At 62.7% G+C, this 17,412-nt stretch carries 21 protein-coding genes and 2 pseudogenes; 12 read left to right on the top strand and 11 right to left on the bottom strand.

The features are described from left to right. Positions 1-47: 47 nt before the first annotated feature. Positions 48-302, top strand: a complete 255-nt coding sequence (locus CO660_RS17750) for a hypothetical protein (RefSeq protein WP_141504868.1) — start codon at positions 48-50, stop codon at positions 300-302. Positions 303-774: 472 nt separating this feature from the next. Then, on the top strand, positions 775-942 hold the full coding sequence (locus CO660_RS33345; protein ID WP_176536309.1) for a hypothetical protein: 168 nt from the start codon (positions 775-777) through the stop codon (positions 940-942). A gap of 52 nt (positions 943-994) precedes the next feature. Here the strand turns inward: CO660_RS33345 and CO660_RS17745 are convergent, their stop codons facing one another. The 3 genes from CO660_RS17745 to CO660_RS17735 form a co-directional block, all read right to left on the bottom strand. After that, a complete protein-coding gene (locus tag CO660_RS17745; protein WP_097599831.1) occupies positions 995-1,546 on the bottom strand; it encodes a DUF1254 domain-containing protein in 552 nt (183 codons plus the stop codon). Next, complete coding sequence (locus CO660_RS17740; RefSeq protein ID WP_097599830.1) at positions 1,539-2,126, bottom strand: DUF1214 domain-containing protein; 588 nt, start codon at positions 2,124-2,126, stop codon at positions 1,539-1,541. The genes CO660_RS17745 and CO660_RS17740 overlap by 8 nt, the downstream gene beginning before the upstream one ends. Positions 2,127-2,276: 150 nt before the next feature. Then, positions 2,277-4,463 carry a transglycosylase domain-containing protein gene (locus CO660_RS17735; RefSeq protein ID WP_097599829.1) on the bottom strand — a complete coding sequence of 729 codons (2,187 nt, stop codon included), beginning with the start codon at positions 4,461-4,463 and terminating at the stop codon, positions 2,277-2,279. Positions 4,464-4,656: 193 nt separating this feature from the next. Between CO660_RS17735 and CO660_RS17730 the strand changes: the two genes are divergently transcribed. After that, positions 4,657-5,133 carry a YcgN family cysteine cluster protein gene (locus CO660_RS17730; RefSeq protein WP_097599828.1) on the top strand — a complete coding sequence of 159 codons (477 nt, stop codon included), beginning with the start codon at positions 4,657-4,659 and terminating at the stop codon, positions 5,131-5,133. Positions 5,134-5,140: 7 nt separating this feature from the next. Here the strand turns inward: CO660_RS17730 and CO660_RS17725 are convergent, their stop codons facing one another. After that, positions 5,141-5,701, bottom strand: coding sequence for a TetR family transcriptional regulator (locus tag CO660_RS17725; RefSeq protein WP_097599934.1), 561 nt, complete (start codon positions 5,699-5,701; stop codon positions 5,141-5,143). A 105-nt stretch (positions 5,702-5,806) separates the two neighbouring features. Here CO660_RS17725 and CO660_RS17720 point away from each other — a divergent pair, with 105 nt between their 5' ends. Next, positions 5,807-6,721, top strand: coding sequence for an SDR family oxidoreductase (locus CO660_RS17720; RefSeq protein WP_097599827.1), 915 nt, complete (start codon positions 5,807-5,809; stop codon positions 6,719-6,721). Here the strand turns inward: CO660_RS17720 and CO660_RS33340 are convergent. The 4 genes from CO660_RS33340 to CO660_RS17705 all read right to left on the bottom strand — a co-directional run bounded on the left by CO660_RS33340 (position 6,712) and on the right by CO660_RS17705 (position 8,915). Then, positions 6,712-6,876 carry a hypothetical protein gene (locus CO660_RS33340; protein WP_176536308.1) on the bottom strand — a complete coding sequence of 55 codons (165 nt, stop codon included), beginning with the start codon at positions 6,874-6,876 and terminating at the stop codon, positions 6,712-6,714. The genes CO660_RS17720 and CO660_RS33340 overlap by 10 nt on opposite strands. Continuing rightward, positions 6,858-7,241 carry a hypothetical protein gene (locus CO660_RS17715; protein WP_245421340.1) on the bottom strand — a complete coding sequence of 128 codons (384 nt, stop codon included), beginning with the start codon at positions 7,239-7,241 and terminating at the stop codon, positions 6,858-6,860. Before CO660_RS17715 ends, CO660_RS33340 begins: the two co-directional genes overlap by 19 nt. Before the next feature lie 254 nt (positions 7,242-7,495). Beyond that, the gene (locus CO660_RS17710) at positions 7,496-7,876 is read right to left on the bottom strand and encodes a VOC family protein (RefSeq protein ID WP_097599826.1); all 381 of its coding nucleotides are present in this window, start codon (positions 7,874-7,876) and stop codon (positions 7,496-7,498) included. Between the two features lie 133 nt (positions 7,877-8,009). Continuing rightward, positions 8,010-8,915, bottom strand: a complete 906-nt coding sequence (locus tag CO660_RS17705; RefSeq protein ID WP_097599933.1) for a S1C family serine protease — start codon at positions 8,913-8,915, stop codon at positions 8,010-8,012. A 215-nt stretch (positions 8,916-9,130) separates the two neighbouring features. Here CO660_RS17705 and CO660_RS17700 point away from each other — a divergent pair, with 215 nt between their 5' ends. Continuing rightward, on the top strand, positions 9,131-10,534 hold the full coding sequence (locus CO660_RS17700; protein ID WP_097599825.1) for a PLP-dependent aminotransferase family protein: 1,404 nt from the start codon (positions 9,131-9,133) through the stop codon (positions 10,532-10,534). A 186-nt stretch (positions 10,535-10,720) separates the two neighbouring features. Continuing rightward, entirely contained in the window at positions 10,721-11,089 is a 369-nt protein-coding gene (locus tag CO660_RS17695; RefSeq protein ID WP_085777495.1) for a DUF983 domain-containing protein, read from the top strand. A gap of 9 nt (positions 11,090-11,098) precedes the next feature. On the opposite strand, the gene CO660_RS17690 is transcribed toward CO660_RS17695, so the two are convergent. After that, on the bottom strand, positions 11,099-11,992 hold the full coding sequence (locus CO660_RS17690) for a LysR family transcriptional regulator (RefSeq protein ID WP_097599824.1): 894 nt from the start codon (positions 11,990-11,992) through the stop codon (positions 11,099-11,101). A gap of 132 nt (positions 11,993-12,124) precedes the next feature. On the opposite strand from CO660_RS17690, the gene CO660_RS17685 reads away from it, so the two are divergent. The 4 genes and pseudogenes from CO660_RS17685 to CO660_RS17670 all read left to right on the top strand — a co-directional run. Further along, positions 12,125-12,736, top strand: coding sequence for a glutathione S-transferase (locus CO660_RS17685; protein WP_097599823.1), 612 nt, complete (start codon positions 12,125-12,127; stop codon positions 12,734-12,736). Between the two features lie 58 nt (positions 12,737-12,794). Beyond that, complete coding sequence (locus CO660_RS17680; protein WP_097599822.1) at positions 12,795-13,739, top strand: pyridoxamine 5'-phosphate oxidase family protein; 945 nt, start codon at positions 12,795-12,797, stop codon at positions 13,737-13,739. Positions 13,740-13,805: 66 nt separating this feature from the next. Beyond that, a complete protein-coding gene (locus CO660_RS17675) occupies positions 13,806-14,267 on the top strand; it encodes a nuclear transport factor 2 family protein (protein WP_097599821.1) in 462 nt (153 codons plus the stop codon). Positions 14,268-14,283: 16 nt separating this feature from the next. Next, positions 14,284-14,599, top strand: a pseudogene (locus CO660_RS17670) (TetR/AcrR family transcriptional regulator); the annotation flags it as partial. A 60-nt stretch (positions 14,600-14,659) separates the two neighbouring features. Here the strand turns inward: CO660_RS17670 and CO660_RS34315 are convergent. After that, on the bottom strand, positions 14,660-14,791 hold the full coding sequence (locus CO660_RS34315) for a hypothetical protein (protein WP_259668252.1): 132 nt from the start codon (positions 14,789-14,791) through the stop codon (positions 14,660-14,662). A 156-nt stretch (positions 14,792-14,947) separates the two neighbouring features. On the opposite strand from CO660_RS34315, the pseudogene CO660_RS17665 reads away from it, so the two are divergent. Continuing rightward, positions 14,948-15,621 (top strand): annotated as a pseudogene (locus tag CO660_RS17665) (hypothetical protein); the annotation flags it as partial. A gap of 33 nt (positions 15,622-15,654) precedes the next feature. After that, positions 15,655-15,960 carry a Dabb family protein gene (locus CO660_RS17660; RefSeq protein ID WP_085780018.1) on the top strand — a complete coding sequence of 102 codons (306 nt, stop codon included), beginning with the start codon at positions 15,655-15,657 and terminating at the stop codon, positions 15,958-15,960. 135 nt (positions 15,961-16,095) lie between these two features. On the opposite strand, the gene CO660_RS17655 is transcribed toward CO660_RS17660, so the two are convergent. After that, entirely contained in the window at positions 16,096-17,343 is a 1,248-nt protein-coding gene (locus tag CO660_RS17655) for an MFS transporter (protein WP_097599932.1), read from the bottom strand. Between the last annotated feature and the right edge of the window lie 69 nt (positions 17,344-17,412).

Raw genomic sequence — 17,412 nt, 5'->3', positions numbered from 1 at the left:
CCTCTCGGACCACACGGATATGAACAAATCCTACAGCGGTACGGTTAATGGATGCTGAAGATTTTATTAAAATGATACAGAAATATGCCTGCGGAACGTGCGGCGAATTGTTAGCCGGCGAGGGAAAGGCGATCGGTTTTGAAAGGGCGCTGCGGCAGTTCCCGCGGCCGGTGCGGCGGCTGAAACAGCTCGTTCCTCCCTTCGGATCGGTTCTCGCGATTCGAACATGCCGCAACGAGAAAGATGAAAATCGGGCCGCTACAGCCATTTCGAGCGTGGCGGGAACTGCGATCGGTCCCTAAACGCGTGGCCAATGCGGGACAAACCAAAGCCGATCCGGATGTGCCGCAACGAATATTTTTGTGCCGCATATTTGCAACACCGGCACCGCCTGCGGCTGGCAGATACCGTCAACCATATGAATTGTTTCTAATTTTATATTACCGGCCGCCTTCCGATCTTTCACCGGGGGCATGAAACTAAATCGACTCTTCAAGCGTTGAAGAGGAAGTTACGGAAACTGTATTTGGCATCCACCGAATATTAGTAAACTGTTAACTGTCATGTGTCTCAATTCGGACAGGAACGACGCGATTTGAGTGTTTGGATCGTCGAAACTCCGCATCACGGTATTTCAGTCAGGTGCCGTGGGAAAGGCGCGAATGCCCTCGGTTCGGCCATGCCGGCACCGCAGGACGCGCCGGCCCGCAGATTGGCGGGCAGGGTGAAATCCGTCGCAAGTTCATCCGTCTCGGGCAGTGCATGGAGACGAGAATGGCAATAGTAGTCGCATTGGCGGATCGGCGGCCGCGGGCGCCGCGTCGCCCGGACAAGGAACCGCTCGAAGCCAAGATCCTCTGGTTCACCGGGGTCCGCTACGAGCGGCTCGCCGAGAAGCCTAGACATGGTCCGGCGCCCGCGCCGCGCGCCCGGAAGAAGTAAGCGCTTCCTCAACCCCGGAGCGTGATGCCGAAATTGAGAACAGACATCCCGCTTAATTGCCGGGGGTGAATTGCTCGCAGCCCGCTTCCGTCAGGAAGTTGCGCGCTGCTTCGTCGAAGCTTGCCTGCGGTGCCAGCGTCCGTAGCACGGCATAACCGTCCGGCCGCGCCATTTCCACCAGGATCGCTTGGTCCAGTTCCCTCGGCAGGTTCTTGCGCAAGTCCGTCAACTGGATCGGCCCGCCCGCCAGGACGTCGAGCGCCCCGCCGACCGATGTCCGGTCGTTCATGCTGAACACCTCGTTGGAGGCGCTGTCGTAGATGGCGATCGACCAGAAGGGCACATTGCCCTTGGCGGTGAAATGCACCGGCGCATCCTCGACATCGAAGGAGCAGACGGCGGTCCGCAGGAAGGGGTCGCCATTGGCAAGCCCAGCCTCGTCGTACTGCTCGCCGAGCAGATAGAAATTGTTGAGATCGCCCTCTGCCGCCACACGAGTCGCCGCATCCCTGCCGGTGAAATGCGGCAGGGACAGGATGATGACGAGATGCAGCAGCGCCGCACCGAAAAGCCCGGTCAGGACGGCGAAGAAGATCCTAACCATTGCCGCACCCGGTCTTGGTGAGTTTCGGCATGGCGAGATCGATTACACCGGAGCTGCCGGCGGTCGGCGTATCGAACAGCGTCAGCACCAGCCGGAAGGTGCCGGCCTGCGGCAAGGCCAGCCAGTTGCCCGGCCGAGCGACGGCGGAGATCTCGATCGAAAAGCTGCTGTCGGGCTGGCGCAGCACCGTCCAGGAATTAAGCGCCGCCGGAAGCCCGGTCTTCACCGCCGCCGGATTGCCGCCATTGTCGGCGGTAAAGAGCGTCCAGAGCCGGGCGGGTGGCGTCTGTCCGCTGAGGCGGTAGCGGCAGCCGGCATTCAGCCGTGCGCCTTCGTCGTCAACGCTCGCCGTGAAGGTCAGGCCCTCGGCGCTGCCGAAGAGCAGCTTGCCGGCGCGTGCCCGATGCGACTTGGCGTAAGGGTCGGCATCGACTGTTTGCAACGCCGGAAAAGCCTCCCAGGCGCCGAGCTTGATCGCGCCGAAACCCTGTGTCGCATCCAGCGCATAAAGCGAAATCATGATCCCGCCGCCAAAGGCGACGATCAGCGTGATCAGGATGAAAAGGGGGAATCGAAACACGTCATGACCTTGGAAATCGGGATGACAGGGTTAACACTGATTCTGGCAGGGTGGAATGCCGGGTGGGAATGAACGCCGATCTGTCCAGAGGCGGCTGGTCTCGTCTGCATGCTCGCGGAGACAGAGAAAAGCGACACTTCCACGCAGCTCCTAATCCGCACTCGCCACCTTCTGCGGCGTCGGCGGCGCGGCGGCCTTCAACTTCTCTCCGAGCTTCTTGAGAATGTTTGTCGATTGCACCGAGAGCATGCGCGGCCGGATGAGCTGCGGCAATCCGTCCTGCGGCTTGGCGGCGGCGGTCTTGGCGAGATCCTTTTCCGAGGGCGGGGGGTTTTCCACGCCGGGGATGGGGCGCAACGTCACACCCTGATGGGCGTAGTCCATGGCGCGCTTGAAGGTCATCGCAGGCAGTGAGCCGCCCGTCATGTTGTTGGTCGAGGTATAGTCGTCATTGCCGAACCAGACGGCGCAGGTGTAATTGCCGGTGAAGCCGACGAACCAGGCATCGCGATAGGCTTGGGTCGTGCCGGTTTTGCCGGCTGTCAGGATGCCGTTGTCGAGTGCCGCCTTTCGTGCCGTGCCGACATAGGGGACCCGCGACAGCATCTGGTTCATGTAGGCATCGGCCTGCTCGGACAGCACGCGTTTCGGCGCCGGCTCGTCACGATCAAAGTCGTAGAGCACATCGCCTTCGTAATCGAGGATCTGGGTAATGCCGTGGCGGCGCGATTGATAACCGCCGGCCGGGAAGGTGGCATAGGCTGTCGCCTGATCCAGCACCGTCACCTCCGATGTCCCGATCGGGATTGTGACGTCGTCGCGGATCGGCGTTTCGACGCCGAGGTTTTTCGCCATCGCCCGGATCGGCTGGATGCCGAGCTTTTCCTTGGCAAGCCGCACCGGCACGGTATTGATCGACTGGGCGATCGCCGTCTCGAGCGTGATGCGGCCGACATAGCGGTTGGCGTAATTATGCGGGCTCCAATTGCCCCAGGAAATCGGCGCGTCGACGATCGTCGTCTGCGGCGTCATTCCGCTCTCCATCGCCAGCGCGTAGGTATAGACCTTGAAGGAGGAGCCGGGCTGACGCAGCGCCTTGGTGGCGCGGTTGAACTGGCTCTCACCGTAATCCCGCCCGCCGACCATGGCGCGTACGGCGCCGCCGTTCTCGATCATCACCATGGCGCCTTGCTTGGCGTGATAAGCCTCGCCATATTCGCGCAGCGACGTCTCGACCGCATCTTCGGCCGCCTTCTGGATGCCCATGTCGATCGTCGTGCGCACGATCAGCGAGTGCTGGTGGAAGCGCGGCGAAAGCCGCTGCACTTCGTCGAAAGCCCAGTCGAGGAAGAAATCCGGCGATTCCACCTCGTTGCGATCGACGACGGTCGCCGGATTGCGTCTGGCGGCGATCACCTGACCTTCGGTCATCAGACCGCTCTGCACGAGATTGGTCAGCACTTCGTTGGCGCGCGCACGCGCCGCCGGCAGGTTTACGTGCGGCGCATATTTGGCCGGCGCCTTGAACAGGCCGGCCAGCATCGCCGACTCGGCAAGGTTCACATCGGTGATATTCTTGCCGAAATAGAACTGCGCCGCCGCAGCAGCGCCAAAGGTGCCGCCGCCCATATAGGCGCGATCGAGATAGGTGGAGAGGATTTCCTTCTTGGAAAGGTTTGCCTCGAGCCACAGGGCCAGGAACGCTTCGGTGATCTTGCGGTCGAGCGAGCGTTCGTTGGAAAGGAAGAGGTTCTTGGCCAGCTGCTGGGTCAGCGTCGAGCCGCCCTGCACGACTTCGCCGGCCTGGGCGTTGGTCACCATCGCGCGGAAGAGGCCGACGACGTCGATGCCGAAATGGTCGAAGAAGCGCCGGTCTTCGGTGGCAAGGACGGATTTGATCAGGGAATCCGGCAGCTCGTCGATCGGTACGGAATTCTGGTGGATGACGCCGCGATGGCCGATGACGTTGCCGTAGCGGTCGGTGAAAGTGACGGCGAAATCGCCGCGATTGCGCCAGTCCTCCTTGGTCGCCTCGAAGGCCGGCTGGGCAAGCACCAGCATCAGCACCGCGCCGGCCGCCCCGAGGGTCAGCCCTTCGCCGGCGAGCTCGAAGACAATGCGTTTCCAGCCGCGCACGCGGAAGCGGCGGAAGAAGATGGTGGTGTCTTCCCAGATCTCTGCGGCGCGGAAGCCGGCGTTCCAGACGGTCGAATCGATCCACGAATCGATGCGCAGCAGAATGTGGCGGCTCCTGGTCGGCCGCCTGCCCACCGTGTCACCGGTTCGCTTGTCTGCTTCCTTTTCAGGCCCTTTTTCAGGGTTGTCCGGATCCTGCACGTCCTGTATTCCCGCCTGATCGCGCTTGCCTCATGTCCGGTCGCCGGAAGCGACGAAAGCGCGAGGCCCGATCGCCCGAAAGCTCTCCGATACCAGGAGCATGCTGAAGAATTGATTGATTTTGCCGCGGATAACAAGAGAGATAGAGTGGCGGTCACGTGATTTTGCGGGCCGCTGTTGCAAGAAACGGACGATGAACGATCTGCCCTTCTGGAAGAAGAAGACGCTTGCCGAAATGACCTCCGCCGAATGGGAAAGCCTCTGCGACGGCTGCGGCCTCTGCTGTCTCAACAAGCTCGAGGAATGGGATAGCGGCGATATCTATTTCACCTCGGTCAGCTGCAAACTGCTGGACGGCCACAGCTGCCGCTGCTCCAGCTATGAGAACCGCTGGGATTTCGTGCCGGACTGCGTGCAGCTGACCAGGGAGAACGTGCCCGAGATCGCCTGGCTGCCGCCGACCTGCGGCTACCGGCTGATTAATGAGGGCCGCGATCTCTACTGGTGGCATCCCCTTGTCTCCGGCGATCCCGAGACCGTCCACGCCGCCGGCATTTCCGCCCGCGGCCGCACGATCAATGAAAACGAGATCGATGTCGACGATCTCGAGGATTACGTCGTTGACTGGCCGCTGACCGTGGGCGCGGAAAAGGATGAAGAAGAAGCGTGAGCGGCGGTCATAATTCCACTGCTGACAGGAAGCGCCGCAATTCCGTCTCCACATAGGCGTCCACCGGACCGCCTGCGCCAAAGCCCCACCAGGTGAGCGATCCCTGCCATTGTGACAGCATCAGTCGGGCGATCGTTTCCGGCGCCTTCGCCGAGCCGAAACATTGTGCGATCGCCGCCGTCAGCGTCGTTCCCCAGGCCGCACCTCGGGCGCGCAGCGCCGGATCGCGAAAATCCTCGCGCAGCACCAGCAATCCCTCGCCATAGGCGGCGGCATCGTCGCCGTAATCCTGCGACAGGCCGACGAGCAGCGCGACGGCGCCCTCCGGCGTTTTCGCCACGCTGCCGGCAAGCCGCTCTGTTTCCGCATCCAGCCGGTCCCAGGCGTAGAGTAGCGCGGCGCGCAACATCGCCGCCTTTGTCGCGAAACGCTGAACCAGTGTTGAACCGGAAAGGCCACTCGCCTTCGCCACCGCCGCAAACGTTGCTGCATCCGGCCCTTCGGCATGGATCAGGGCCAGCACCATGGCGAGAAGTTGTTCGTCGGAAAGGGTGCGGCGGCGCGGCATGAATTTCCTCTTGCGTTCATCTTTAATATGAACAAACATTCGTTTATATTCAATAAGGCCGGTGGCAATCGACCGGCTCTCGGTTCTAGCGTGGAGGATGGAAACGTGACAGCGGATTTGCAGGGGAAAGTGGCCTTGGTGGCGGGCGCGACGCGTGGCGCCGGCCGAGGCATTGCGGTGGAACTCGGCGCTGCCGGCGCCACCGTCTATGTGACGGGTCGCACAACACGCGCCGGGCAATCCGAATATATGCGGCCGGAAACGATCGAGGAGACGGCCGAGCTGGTGACGTCGGCTGGCGGCAAGGGCATTGCCGTGCAGGTGGATCATCTCGTTCCGCATGAGGTCGAGGCGCTCGTCGCGCGCATCCGGACGGAAGTCGGCCGGCTCGACATCCTCGTCAATGACATCTGGGGCTTCGAAAGGCTGTTTGAATGGGACAAGGCGGTCTGGGAGCATTCGCTGGACAAGGGCCTGCGCATGCTGCGGCTCGGCATTGAGACGCATTTGATCACCGCCCATTACGCGCTGGCGCTGATGATCGAGCGGCCGGGCGGGCTGCTGGTGGAGGTAACCGACGGCACGGCAGAATACAATGCCACGCATTACCGGCTCTCGCCCTTCTACGACCTCGTCAAGACGGGCGTCACCCGCATGGCCTGGGCGCATGCGCAGGACTTGGCCAAATACGGCGCCACCGCCGTTTCGATCACGCCTGGCTGGCTGCGCTCCGAAATGATGCTGGAGGCCTATGGTGTGGGCGAGGAGAATTGGCGCGACGCGACCAAGGTGCAGCCGCATTTCGCCATTTCCGAAACTCCGCGCTTCATCGGCCGTGCGGTCACGGCGCTGTCAGCCGATCCCGACCGCGCCCGCTGGAACGGCGAGTCGCTGTCGAGCGGCGGGTTGGCCAAGGCCTATGGTTTCGACGACATCGACGGTTCGCGGCCGGATTGCTGGCGCTATCTGGTGGAAGTGCAGGAGCCGGGCAAACCGGCTGACGTGACCGATTACCGGTGAGGCTGACCGCCGCCCTTGGGCGAGCTGCTGCCCTGAGGCGCGGTTTGGGCCGCCGTCTTCATCTGTCCGGCGAAGCTGGTTTCCGGCTTCGTCGCCAGCTTGTCCTTCTTCGGCTTGCGGGCCTCGCGATTGCTTCTCAGCTGTCCTTTTGCCATGGATGGATCTCCCGTTGGACTGGAATTGAAAGCTGTTGGCCGCGCGTTACCCGCCTGCAGAATTTGACCGGCGGCTTGGTTCGGCGTTCGCGCGGCAAACCCTGGATCGCATAGCGGTTGCAGACGGGGGTGACCGGTTTCGGTTGCTTCTTCGGTTTGCCGAAATGGTATTCGAGCGCCCGTAAGAGCATGACCGGCGAGGTGACGCCCTGCTGGAACAGCTTGATCAGCAGCATGGCTGCGGCGTTGCAGGCCTGTTCGTCCTCGACCGGGATTTTTGTTGTATAGCCGGCGGCGTCGAGCACACCCTGAAGCATGTCGAGATCGGATGACGTCAGATAGGGCTTATCGGAAGTGGAAGACATCGACGTCCTCCTTTCGTCGGGGCGGGGGTTATGAAACCCTCAGTCGGCAGCGCCCGTGCGATGGCTGCCGAAGCTGAAACAATGCGCCTTTCGCCGGAGCAACGCAACGGGATTTTCGCGGCTGACAGAGGCTCTGGCGCAGGCACAGCTCGCACCTCCGAGATGCTGGGCATGATGATCATTGCGCCGCCCGACAGGCTGGCTGACGGGCGAGGGTGTCCTCGGCCCCTCAAGTGCTGCGGCCCCGACGGCCGTTATATTTCGCCTTTGTGGAAATAGGCCTCGAGGCGGTAGCCGTCCGGATCGATGACGAAGGCGGCATAATAGAAGCGGCCGTAATCCGGCCGGATGCCTGGTTCGCCGTTGTCCGTGCCGCCGGAGGCGATCGCAGCCGCATAGAACGCGTCGACCGCGGCCTCGTCCGGCGCAACGAAGCAGAAATGCAGCCCGGACTGCATGTCGGCGACAACGGGGCGCGCAACCTGCATCACCCAGAGGCCGACCTGTTCGGAACCGTAGCCGATCATGCCGTCGGAATTCGACAGGCGCTCATATCCGAGCGGTGCCAGCGCCGCATCGTAGAAGCGGCGGGCTCTTTCGAGATCTCTGACGCCGATGGAGACATGATCGAACATGGACCGCAAACTCCGTTCATCCCAGGACTGCCGGCAGCATCTTTCAACGGCAGCTCCAAGTCAACGAGAGAACATGCATCGAACAGGCGCGCCGGATGACCGGCCCCTCTTGCGAGGCCGGCCGGGACGCGACCTACTGCAGCTGCGGCTTTTTCAGGAAGCTGTTGCGGTCGGCGGATTTGATCCGCAGCCAGGCCTCCCGGCCGTTGCGCAGGATCCGCATCGGAATCTCGGCGCCGGCTGGGCCGCTGCTCCAGAGCTTGCGGTAGAAATCGGCTAGGCCATCGACCTCTTCGTCGCGGATTTCCGAAATGATATCGCCCTGACGCAGGCCGGCCTCGGCGGCCGGGCCGCCTTCGGCGACGCTCATCACCACCACGCCGCCACTGCTTTCGGCGGAGAATGCGCCGAGCCAGGGCCGCGGCGGCTTGTTGACCTGGCCGCGGTTCAAGAGATCGTCCAGGATAGGCGGCAAAAGATCGATCGGAACGATCATGTTGATATCGGCCATCTCGCCGTCCTGGCTCATCTGCAGACGAAGCGAACCGATGCCGAGAAGCTTGCCGTCCGCGCCGATCAGCGCCGCACCGCCCCATGCGGGATGAGCCGGCGCGGTAAAAATCGCCTCATCCAGCAGATATTCCCAATAACCGGCGAATTCCTGCCGGGCCACGATGTTTGCCTGGACATATTCGCCGATGCCGTCGGCAAGCACGACGGGATCGCCGGGCTTGGCCGCGGCCGCATCGCCGAAATCCACCGCCGGCGCGTTCAGGACGCCGAGCGCCTGCACCAGTCCGAAACCGCTCTCCTGGTCATAGGCAAGCGGATGGGCGGGAACCACCCGGCCGTCCAACGTCGTCAGCCAGACTTCCTCGGCCTCGGTAATGAGATAACCGATGGTAAGCACCAGCCCATTGTCGCGAATGACCACGCCGCTGCCCTCGCGGACGGTGCCCAGCGTCTCCGCCGTGAAGGCATCTTCCGGAATGGTGGAACGGACGGCCACGACTGACCGCAAGATAGGATCGATATTCATGCTTTCATCCCAATGGGCGCCGCCGCGCAACGCCGAAAGCCGGCACTTCTCCTTCCATAGGTAAGGAGATGAAGGGGCGGCGGCAAGGTTGGAGCGGCGGGAATTTCCGCCACCGCCTCTCCTGGCGTGGAGGAATACCGGAATATGCGGGGGTGGTAGGGCGCTGCCCAACAATATACAGTCAATCCAGGAATCAGACGTGCACGGATCACGACATGAAGGACTGGCATCCCGATCTCAGCCGCAGCAGCAGCCCGCGCTACATGGCGATCGCCGATCTGATCGAAATGGATCTGCGCAGCGGTCACTTGGTAGCAGGTGACCGGCTGCCGCCGCAGCGCGTACTTGCCAAACGGCTGAACGTCGATTTCACCACGGTGGCGAGAGGATATGTCGAGGCGCAGAAGCGCGGCCTCGTTGATTCCCATGTCGGTCGAGGCACTTTCGTCACCGGCGCTGCCGTCAGGCAGCACCAGGACTTAGGCGCCGATTACCCGCCCGATCCCCGCCGTGCGTCGGTTGTCGACTTCTCGATGAACCTACCGCCGGAACCGGACGATCTGGAGTTGATCGCCCGCATGCGTGAAGGCATGTCGGCGGTAGCCGCGAGTCTGATCCCGCTTTTGCGTTATCAAGGCTTCGGCGGCTCAGTCGTGGACAAGGAGGCCGCCGCCGCCTGGCTCGGCCGCCGCGGTCTGAAGCCCTCGCAGGAGCGGTTCTTCGTCACGCCGGGCGCCCATCCGGCTCTCCTGGCGATCTTCGGCCTGCTGGCCAAGCCCGGCGAGACCGTACTTTCGGAAATCATCACCTATCCCGGGATGCGCTCGATCGCAGCCCAGTTGCGGCTCAAGCTTGCCGGCCTGCCGATGGACGGGGATGGAATCCGGCCGGATGCTTTGGCCGCGGCCTGCGAGCGGTTGAAGCCGAAGGCGCTCTATCTCAATCCGACGCTGCAGAACCCGACGACGCTGACGATTCCCGCCGGCCGCCGTGAGGAAATCGCAGCCGTCGCCCGCAAATATCACCTGCCGATCGTCGAGGACGATGCCTACGGCTTCATTCCGCAAGAAGGGCCTGCGCCGATTGCGGCGATGGCGCCCGATCTGACCTGGCATATTGGCGGCCTGGCGAAATGCCTCGGCGCGGGCCTGCGCATTGCCTATGTCGTGGCGCCCGACACCAGGGCGGTGTGGCCCTTCGTCAGCGCCATGCGCGCAAACAATGTCATGGCCTCGCCGTTGAATATGGCACTCGCCACCCGCTGGATCGAGGATGGCACGGCCGATGCGATCCTCCGCTTCATTCGCGCAGAGGCGGGCGCCCGCCAGCAGATGGTCGCCGCCGTTCTGCCCGCCGGCAGCTACCGCGCCGATCCGATCAGCTTCAATATCTGGCTGCCTCTGGCCAACGGCTGGACCCGTTCCACCTTCGGCAGCCATATGCATTCCGCTGGCATCGGCGTGGTGGCAAGCGATGCCTTCACGGTCAAGGGTGCCGCGCCTGAGGCTGTCCGGGTCTGCCTCGGCGGCCCGATTGCACGCCAGAAATTGCAAGGCGCATTGGAGTTCATGGCCCATGCGCTGGAAGGACCGCCGGAGATGGCGGCTTCGTTCTTTTGATCCGGCCGCGTCGCGGCCTCCAGGCCGCTCTTCGAATGGTTTGCGCCCATCTGCGACCGGCCCCTTGATCGTTCGGGGGCTTCTGCGGCAATCTGGCAGATTGATCGGTGTCTTCCGTACAATGTATTTGTATTGAATGCATACATTGCGCGGCATTGAATGAGCCGTGAGATAGGATCAATCATCATGGACACGGAATATCCCCCGCTTCCTCCGATGCAGACCGGCATCAGGGGACGCTGCCCGCGCTGTGGGCAGGGTCATATGTTCAAGGGCTTCCTGACGCTGCAGCCGCAGTGCGAAGCCTGCGGCCTCGATTATTCTTTCGCCGATCCGGCTGACGGCCCGGCCTTCTTCGTCATCTGCTTCGCCTGCATCCCGAGCGTGTTGCTCGGCGTCTGGCTGGAGGTGGCTTTCTCGGCGCCGATCTGGGCGCATCTTCTCGTCACCGGTCCCTTCATGCTCGCCACCTGCATTCCGCCGCTCAGGCCACTGAAAGGCTGGCTGGTCGCCAGCCAGTATTTCTATAAGGCGGAAGAGGGCAAGCTGGCCTGAAGCTGCGGGCTACTTCAGCGCGGCGCGCAGGCGCGGCGTCGCGAAATCGATGAGGGCCCGCAGTTTCAGTGGCACCAGCCCCTGCGAGGGATAGACGAGATGCACCGGCGCCGGCTGCGGTTCGAAATCGGCAAGCAGTGGCGCCAGCAGGCCTGCCTTCTCGGCGCGGGCGGCCTGGTAGGAGAGCACGCGGGTGATGCCAAGACCGGCGACGGCGGCATCCACGGCCGCCTCGGCGGTGTTGACGGCAAGTCGTGATCGGATCGGCACAACGAGGTCGCGTTTGCCCTCGACGAATGTCCAGCTTCGCGTCGAGGCCATGCCTTCGAACGTGATGCAGTCATGCACCGAAAGATCGCTGGGGTGGCGGATTGCGCCGTGCCGGGCAACATAATCCGGGTTTGCATAGACCGTGCGGCGAATCGCGCCGAGCCTTGTGGCGATCAGGCTGCTATCGGCCAGATTGCCGATCCTGAGCGCCAGATCGATATGATCCTCGACGAGGTTCGCCAGCCGGTCGCCCAGCATCAGCCTGAGATTGATATCGGGATAGGCCTTCAGAAAATCCACGACGATGGGCAGGACATGCAGCCGACCGAAGACGATCGGCGCCGTCATCGTCAGATCACCCTTCGGTGCGCGGTATTCGCCGGCCGCCGTCCGCTCCGCCTCTTCCAAGCGGTCGAGAATCTCCCGCGCCGCCTCGACATAGGCGCGGCCGGCCTCCGTCAACCCGATCTTCCGGTTGGTCCGTTGCAAGAGCCGGGCGCCCAGATGTGCTTCGAGTTCCGAAACCTTGCGGCTGACGGTGGCAAGCGGCGAGTGCAGATGCCGCGAGGCGGCCGACAGGCTGCCTTGTTCGACGACGGTGAGAAGCACGGTCATGGCTTCGAGGCGGTCCATCCTATCCTTCCATAAATTGGAAATCTGTCTTTCAGATTAGCATTCTACTCCAACTCAGCGGAAGGCCGTAGATTCGCTGCCGATGGTTCCGAGCAGCCATCGCTAATCGCCTTCGTTGCCAGAGGAGCCATCATGAAACTCTACCATCACCCGCTATCCGGCCATTCGCATCGTGCCCATCTTTTCCTGTCGCTGCTTGATGTGCCCCATGAACTGTTCGAGGTCGACTTGGCGGCAGGCGCCCACAAGGCGCCGGAGTTCCTCAAGCTCAATCCCTTTGGCCAGGTGCCGGTTCTCGATGACGACGGCACGATCATTGCCGATTCCTCCGCCATCCTCGTCTATCTCTCGCGCAAATACGGCCGCACCGATTGGCTGCCGGAGGAAGCGGTTGCTGCGGCGCGGATACAGAAATGGCTGTCGGTCGCGGCGGGCGAGATTGCCTACGGGCCGTGTGCGGCCCGTCTGGTCACTGTCTTCGGCGCTGATTTCCGTACGGAGGAGGTGATTGCCCGGGCGCACCGCATCCTCGCACTGGTCGAGGCGGAGCTCGGCGGCGACAGCTTCCTGCTCGGCGACAGGCCGACGATCGCCGACATCGCGCTTTACAGCTACATCGCCAATGCGCCGGAGGGCAATGTCGATATCTCGGCCTATCCGAGCGTCCGCGCATGGCTTGCGCGCATCGAGGCGCTGCCGGGTTTCGTCGGCTTTCGGAAGACGAAGATCGGCCTTGCCGCATGAACAGTCGCCGGGGCGGATTGCCGTCCCGGCTTCCCGATGATCCCACAAGGAGGCCATGATGCTGAATGAGACAGGACAGGGTGCCGCATCGCCCTGGCATGAGGGCGAACTTGCCATGCAGCGCAGTATCGGCGCCGTCGACCGCATGGACGGGCCAGGGCGCAATTTCATTCGCAAGGCCATGCCCGAACAGCACCGCGCCTTCTTTCCGATGCTGCCTTTCGTCGTGCTCGGCGCGGTCGACGCCAAGGGCGATGTCTGGGCAACTGTGCGGGCGGGGCGCCCGGGATTCATGTCCTCACCGGTGCCGGAGGCTCTCGACGTGGATCTGCGCCGCGACCCGGACGATCCTGCCGACGCAGGCATGGAAGATGGAGACGCGATCGCGCTGCTCGGCATCCAGCTCGAGACCCGCAGGCGCAATCGGCTGAACGGCGTGATCCGCAGGACCGATGCCGAGGCTTTCCGCCTGCGGGTCGGCCAGAGCTTCGGCAACTGTCCGCAATATATCCAGCCGCGCTCAGCCGTCTTTGTCCGCGATCCCGATAAGCCCACCTCGATGCGGCCGCTTCACTCCGTCAGCCTCGACGACCGGGCGCGGCGGATGATCGGGAGCGCCGATACGTTTTTCGTCGCCTCCTATGTCGATCGTGAGAATGGTGAGCGGCAGGTGGATGTCTCCCATCGCGGCGGCAATGCCGGCTTCGTGCGGCTCGGTACCGACGGCGTGCTGACCATCCCCGATTTTCCCGGCAACCGGTTCTTCAACACGCTCGGCAATCTTCTCGTTAATCCGACGGCCGGGCTGGTCTTCGTCGATTTCGAAACCGGCGATATGCTGCAGATCACCGGAAGGGCCGAAATATTGCTGTCTTCGCCTGAACTCGCCAGCTTTGAAAGGGCCGAAAGGCTGTGGCGTTTTAAGCCCGAGAGCATCGTGCTTCGCCCGGATGCCCTGCCGTTGCGCTGGAGCCGCAATCTCAACCGAGCAGAAGGTAGGTGAGCATGATGCTCGCTGATGTTTTTACCAATCGCTACAGTCACGACAACTCAATACAGGAGAAAGATCATGTCCAGCCTCGTCCCGCCCTTCACCCTCGAGACCGCCACCCGGAAGGTTCGTCTCGCTGAGGACGGCTGGAACAGTCGAGATCCCGAGCGCGTCTCGCTCGTCTATACGCCGGATAGTCGCTGGCGCAACCGCGCCGAATTCATCAACGGCCGCGCCGAGATCGTCGCTTTCCTCACCCGCAAATGGGCCAAGGAGCTGGATTACCGGCTGATCAAGGAAATCTGGGCCTTTACCAACAATCGCATCGCCGTCCGCTTTGCCTATGAATGGCACGATGACAGCGGCAACTGGTTCCGCTCCTATGGCAATGAGAATTGGGAATTCGACGCGGCGGGCTTGATGCAGCGCCGTTTTGCCTGCATCAACGATCTGCCGATCCGGGAAACGCAGCGCAAATACCACTGGCCGCTCGGCCGGCGGCCGGATGACCACCCCGGCCTGACCGAGCTCGGTCTTTAAATCGCGTCGCAGGCGATATCGGCCGCTGTGGCATGACGACGCCCGTCAGGCGATCGCGGCAATGTGGGACAATGTGAATGATTACTTCCGCGCCGGGGGCCGCATCTGCCTCGTCGGCGCCTTCGCGCTCCACGACACCCGTGAGCGGTTTTTCTCGGCGATCGCTGGTTATTTCATCCGCTGGGTCGATGCATTGCGTTCGGCCCTCATGCGGGCCGGCTGTGCTGATGCGCAGACGCTGGCTGAGGAAGGCGTCTGCCGCATTCAGGGTGCTCTGGTTCTAATGGCGCGCACTTAGGAACAGAGCCGTCTTCAGCCGGTCGCTGGAAACCGGCTTGAGGCCGCAGCGCAATGAGCCCGGGCCTTACATCCGCACCGCTTTGCTGTATTTCTCAGCGCTGCTGTTGAGGCTGCTGGCTCGGACGGGTATTCTCGCGCTCAGGGCGAATCTGGCGCCACTCATTTTCCATCTGGTCGAGGACATGCTGGGGAATAGTGGGCTGTGTGTTGGCGGGCGCCTGCATCGGAAGTCTCCTCTTGTGGTGGTAAGGCTTCAGGGCAAGAAAATGCATCGCATAAGCCAAAAGGAATGTAAATCAGGGGCTTAGGCACTTAAAACGATTAAGTTTATTTTAATCGATTAAGACGGTTTTAACCGTAACGTTTACGGGAAGCGCGGAATGGTTGTCCACATGGATCGTGTATTCTTTTTTGATGCGGTGCGCCAAGAGCTTTTCAAAGGCGAGCTGACTCAGCCTCAGGTGGTGGGCATGACGGCGATTCTCGACGCCTGGGAAAAGCGGTTCACCCACGCCGATCGCCGATGGCTCGCCTATATCCTTGCCACAGCCTATCATGAAACCGCCTATACGATGCAGCCGGTGCGCGAGACGCTGGCCGAAAGCGATCTGCGCGCCGTCGAGATCCTGGAGACTGCCTTTGCCGCGGGCCGGCTCTCCTGGGTGAAGACGCCCTATTGGCGGCCGGACGAGGACGGCCGCTGCTGGCTCGGGCGCGGACTGGTGCAGCTCACTCATAAGCGCAATTACGAGGCGATGAGCGCGCTGACCGGCATCGATCTCGTCGCCGATCCCGATCGGGCAATGGAGATGGATGCGGCGGTGACGATCCTGATCGAAGGCATGCTGCAGGGCAGCTTTACCGGTCACAAACTTGCCGATCACCTGAATGCGACGACCGAGGATTGGGTCAATGCGCGCCGCATCGTCAACGGCACCGACCGGGCCGAGAAACTTGCGGGTTACGCCATGGCCTTTCATGCGGCAGTACGTCCGGATGCCGCGCAGGACCGGGCGCGCGGTTGAAGGCCTGCGGCGCGCGTGTTATCGCGCGGGCCAACCCTCTGGAATCTGACAGGAGCTTCCGCGTGATCCGCCATATCGTCTTCTTCACCGTGCAGGAGGAACATCTGGAGGAGGTGAGGGCGGGACTTTCGATCCTGACCGGCATTCCGCACGCGCGACTGCTGGAAATCGGCACGAACGTGAAGACCGATCAGCTGGGCACCGAGATCGATCTTGTGGTCTATGGCGAATTCGATGATGCGGCGGCTCTCGCCGCTTACAAGGCGCACCCCGATTATCAGCGCTCGATCGAGCGCGTCCGCCCGCTCCGGGAAAAACGCATCGCTGCTGATTACGACAGCCGCACGGCCGTGACGCAGCCGCTCTGAACTTGCAATCGATTGGCTCGAGCCGGGCAGTGCTTAAGCTTCGATTGGATGAGCGATCTTCCGGAGTCGAATCGCACAGTTGAATAAACTTCTGAGCCACTGAAGGCGCCTTTTAGAAAAGCCGCGGCAAGCGATTCAGAAGATTCGCAAATCCGCCTGCCTACGAGTGGCGGGGCTCGGCTGCGATGACTGCGCGCCACGCACCAGCGTCATCAGCATCATCACGAAAGCCAGCGACAATGCCGCAAGCACGGCTGCGGCGAAGAGCGCCGGGCTGGTGCCGGCGCGATCGAGGATGGCGGTGAAGACGACGGGAGCGACGGCATTGGCAAGGTTTTGCGGCAGCGACAATCGGGCCGACTGCAGTCCGAATTCGCGCGGCGAAAACAGGGCCAGCGGCAGAAGCGCGCGGGCGACGGTCATCACGCCGGCGCCGAAGCCGTAGAACAGGATGAAGGTGACGAGCAGCGGCGTCGAAGGACTGGCGACCAGCATCACCAGGAAGCCCGTCAGCATCAGCCCGATGCCAGTAGCGGCGCTGAGGATCGGATTACCGCGCCGGCCGAGCAGCATGTCGAGGAACCGTGCCGAGATGCCGAGAATGCCGCGGGCCGAGCCGAGTTGCAGCGCGAAAGCCGGCGAGGCGCCGGACTGGCGGAAGATCTCCAGCAGCGATGGCGAGATGCCGAAGGTGATGAAGGTGGTGATGGTCGTCGAGGCGGCGATCAGCAGAAAGGCTCTGCGCCGCGCCGCCTTCGACAGCGTCACCGGGGCGATGTCGGCCGCGCCGCCGCCGACCTGGGCGGCGATCGGGCTGGGCAGGGCGAAAAGATGCAGCGGCAGGCATAGGAACAATTGTAGCGCCGCGCAGATGAGGAAGGTCAGGCGCCACCCGAAGGTGTCGTTGAGCAGGCTGAGGATCGGCCAGAAGACAGCGCTCGAGAGCCCGGTGAACAGCATCAGGACGGCGACGACGCGCTTGCCGTTCATCTCTTCGCGCTCCACGACTGCAGTGTAGGCGGGCGCCGACAGGCCAAGCGCGCCGCCGACGCCGATCACCATCCAGGCGGCGGCATAGAGAATGACGCCGTTTGCGCCGGCAAGCAGAGAGAGGCCGAGCGCAAAGGTCACAGAAGCCGCCGAAAGCACCCGGGCGGCGCCATAGTGGGCAAGGCAGCGACCGGTCACCGGACCGAGGATCGCACTGACCATCATCATGATCGTCAGGCCGGCGAACGCCACCTCGTTCGCCATGCCGAGATCGGCCGCCACGATGCGGCCCATGACTCCGAGCATGTCGAAGGTCGTGCCCCAGCCGATCAGCTGGGTGACGGCGAGGACGATGACCGTCTGCGCCGAGCGGAAGCGAAAGGAAATGGGCATCGGTGCTGAAACGGCCTGAAACGGGAGCAACCAAGCCATAACAGTTTCGATCCCCCGGTGAAAGCAGCC

It is taken from the genome of Rhizobium sp. L9 (assembly GCF_002531885.1).
GTDB lineage: Bacteria > Pseudomonadota > Alphaproteobacteria > Rhizobiales > Rhizobiaceae > Rhizobium.
The sequence above is the reverse complement of the archived record's forward strand: the minus strand, read 5'-3'. Positions and strand labels throughout refer to the sequence as shown.

What these genes read in the sequence shown, in the direction of transcription:
- CO660_RS17750 (WP_141504868.1), top strand. Translation starts at nt 48, where the DNA reads ATGGATGCTGAAGATTTTATTAAAATGATACAGAAATATGCCTGCGGA.
- CO660_RS33345 (WP_176536309.1), top strand. Translation starts at nt 775, where the DNA reads ATGGCAATAGTAGTCGCATTGGCGGATCGGCGGCCGCGGGCGCCGCGT.
- CO660_RS17745 (WP_097599831.1), bottom strand. Translation starts at nt 1,546, where the DNA reads ATGGTTAGGATCTTCTTCGCCGTCCTGACCGGGCTTTTCGGTGCGGCG.
- CO660_RS17730 (WP_097599828.1), top strand. Translation starts at nt 4,657, where the DNA reads ATGAACGATCTGCCCTTCTGGAAGAAGAAGACGCTTGCCGAAATGACC.
- CO660_RS17725 (WP_097599934.1), bottom strand. Translation starts at nt 5,701, where the DNA reads ATGCCGCGCCGCCGCACCCTTTCCGACGAACAACTTCTCGCCATGGTG.
- CO660_RS33340 (WP_176536308.1), bottom strand. Translation starts at nt 6,876, where the DNA reads ATGGCAAAAGGACAGCTGAGAAGCAATCGCGAGGCCCGCAAGCCGAAG.
- CO660_RS17715 (WP_245421340.1), bottom strand. Translation starts at nt 7,241, where the DNA reads ATGTCTTCCACTTCCGATAAGCCCTATCTGACGTCATCCGATCTCGAC.
- CO660_RS17710 (WP_097599826.1), bottom strand. Translation starts at nt 7,876, where the DNA reads ATGTTCGATCATGTCTCCATCGGCGTCAGAGATCTCGAAAGAGCCCGC.
- CO660_RS17705 (WP_097599933.1), bottom strand. Translation starts at nt 8,915, where the DNA reads ATGAATATCGATCCTATCTTGCGGTCAGTCGTGGCCGTCCGTTCCACC.
- CO660_RS17700 (WP_097599825.1), top strand. Translation starts at nt 9,131, where the DNA reads ATGAAGGACTGGCATCCCGATCTCAGCCGCAGCAGCAGCCCGCGCTAC.
- CO660_RS17695 (WP_085777495.1), top strand. Translation starts at nt 10,721, where the DNA reads ATGGACACGGAATATCCCCCGCTTCCTCCGATGCAGACCGGCATCAGG.
- CO660_RS17690 (WP_097599824.1), bottom strand. Translation starts at nt 11,992, where the DNA reads ATGGACCGCCTCGAAGCCATGACCGTGCTTCTCACCGTCGTCGAACAA.
- CO660_RS17685 (WP_097599823.1), top strand. Translation starts at nt 12,125, where the DNA reads ATGAAACTCTACCATCACCCGCTATCCGGCCATTCGCATCGTGCCCAT.
- CO660_RS17680 (WP_097599822.1), top strand. Translation starts at nt 12,795, where the DNA reads ATGCTGAATGAGACAGGACAGGGTGCCGCATCGCCCTGGCATGAGGGC.
- CO660_RS17675 (WP_097599821.1), top strand. Translation starts at nt 13,806, where the DNA reads ATGTCCAGCCTCGTCCCGCCCTTCACCCTCGAGACCGCCACCCGGAAG.
- CO660_RS34315 (WP_259668252.1), bottom strand. Translation starts at nt 14,791, where the DNA reads ATGCAGGCGCCCGCCAACACACAGCCCACTATTCCCCAGCATGTCCTC.
- CO660_RS17655 (WP_097599932.1), bottom strand. Translation starts at nt 17,343, where the DNA reads ATGCCCATTTCCTTTCGCTTCCGCTCGGCGCAGACGGTCATCGTCCTC.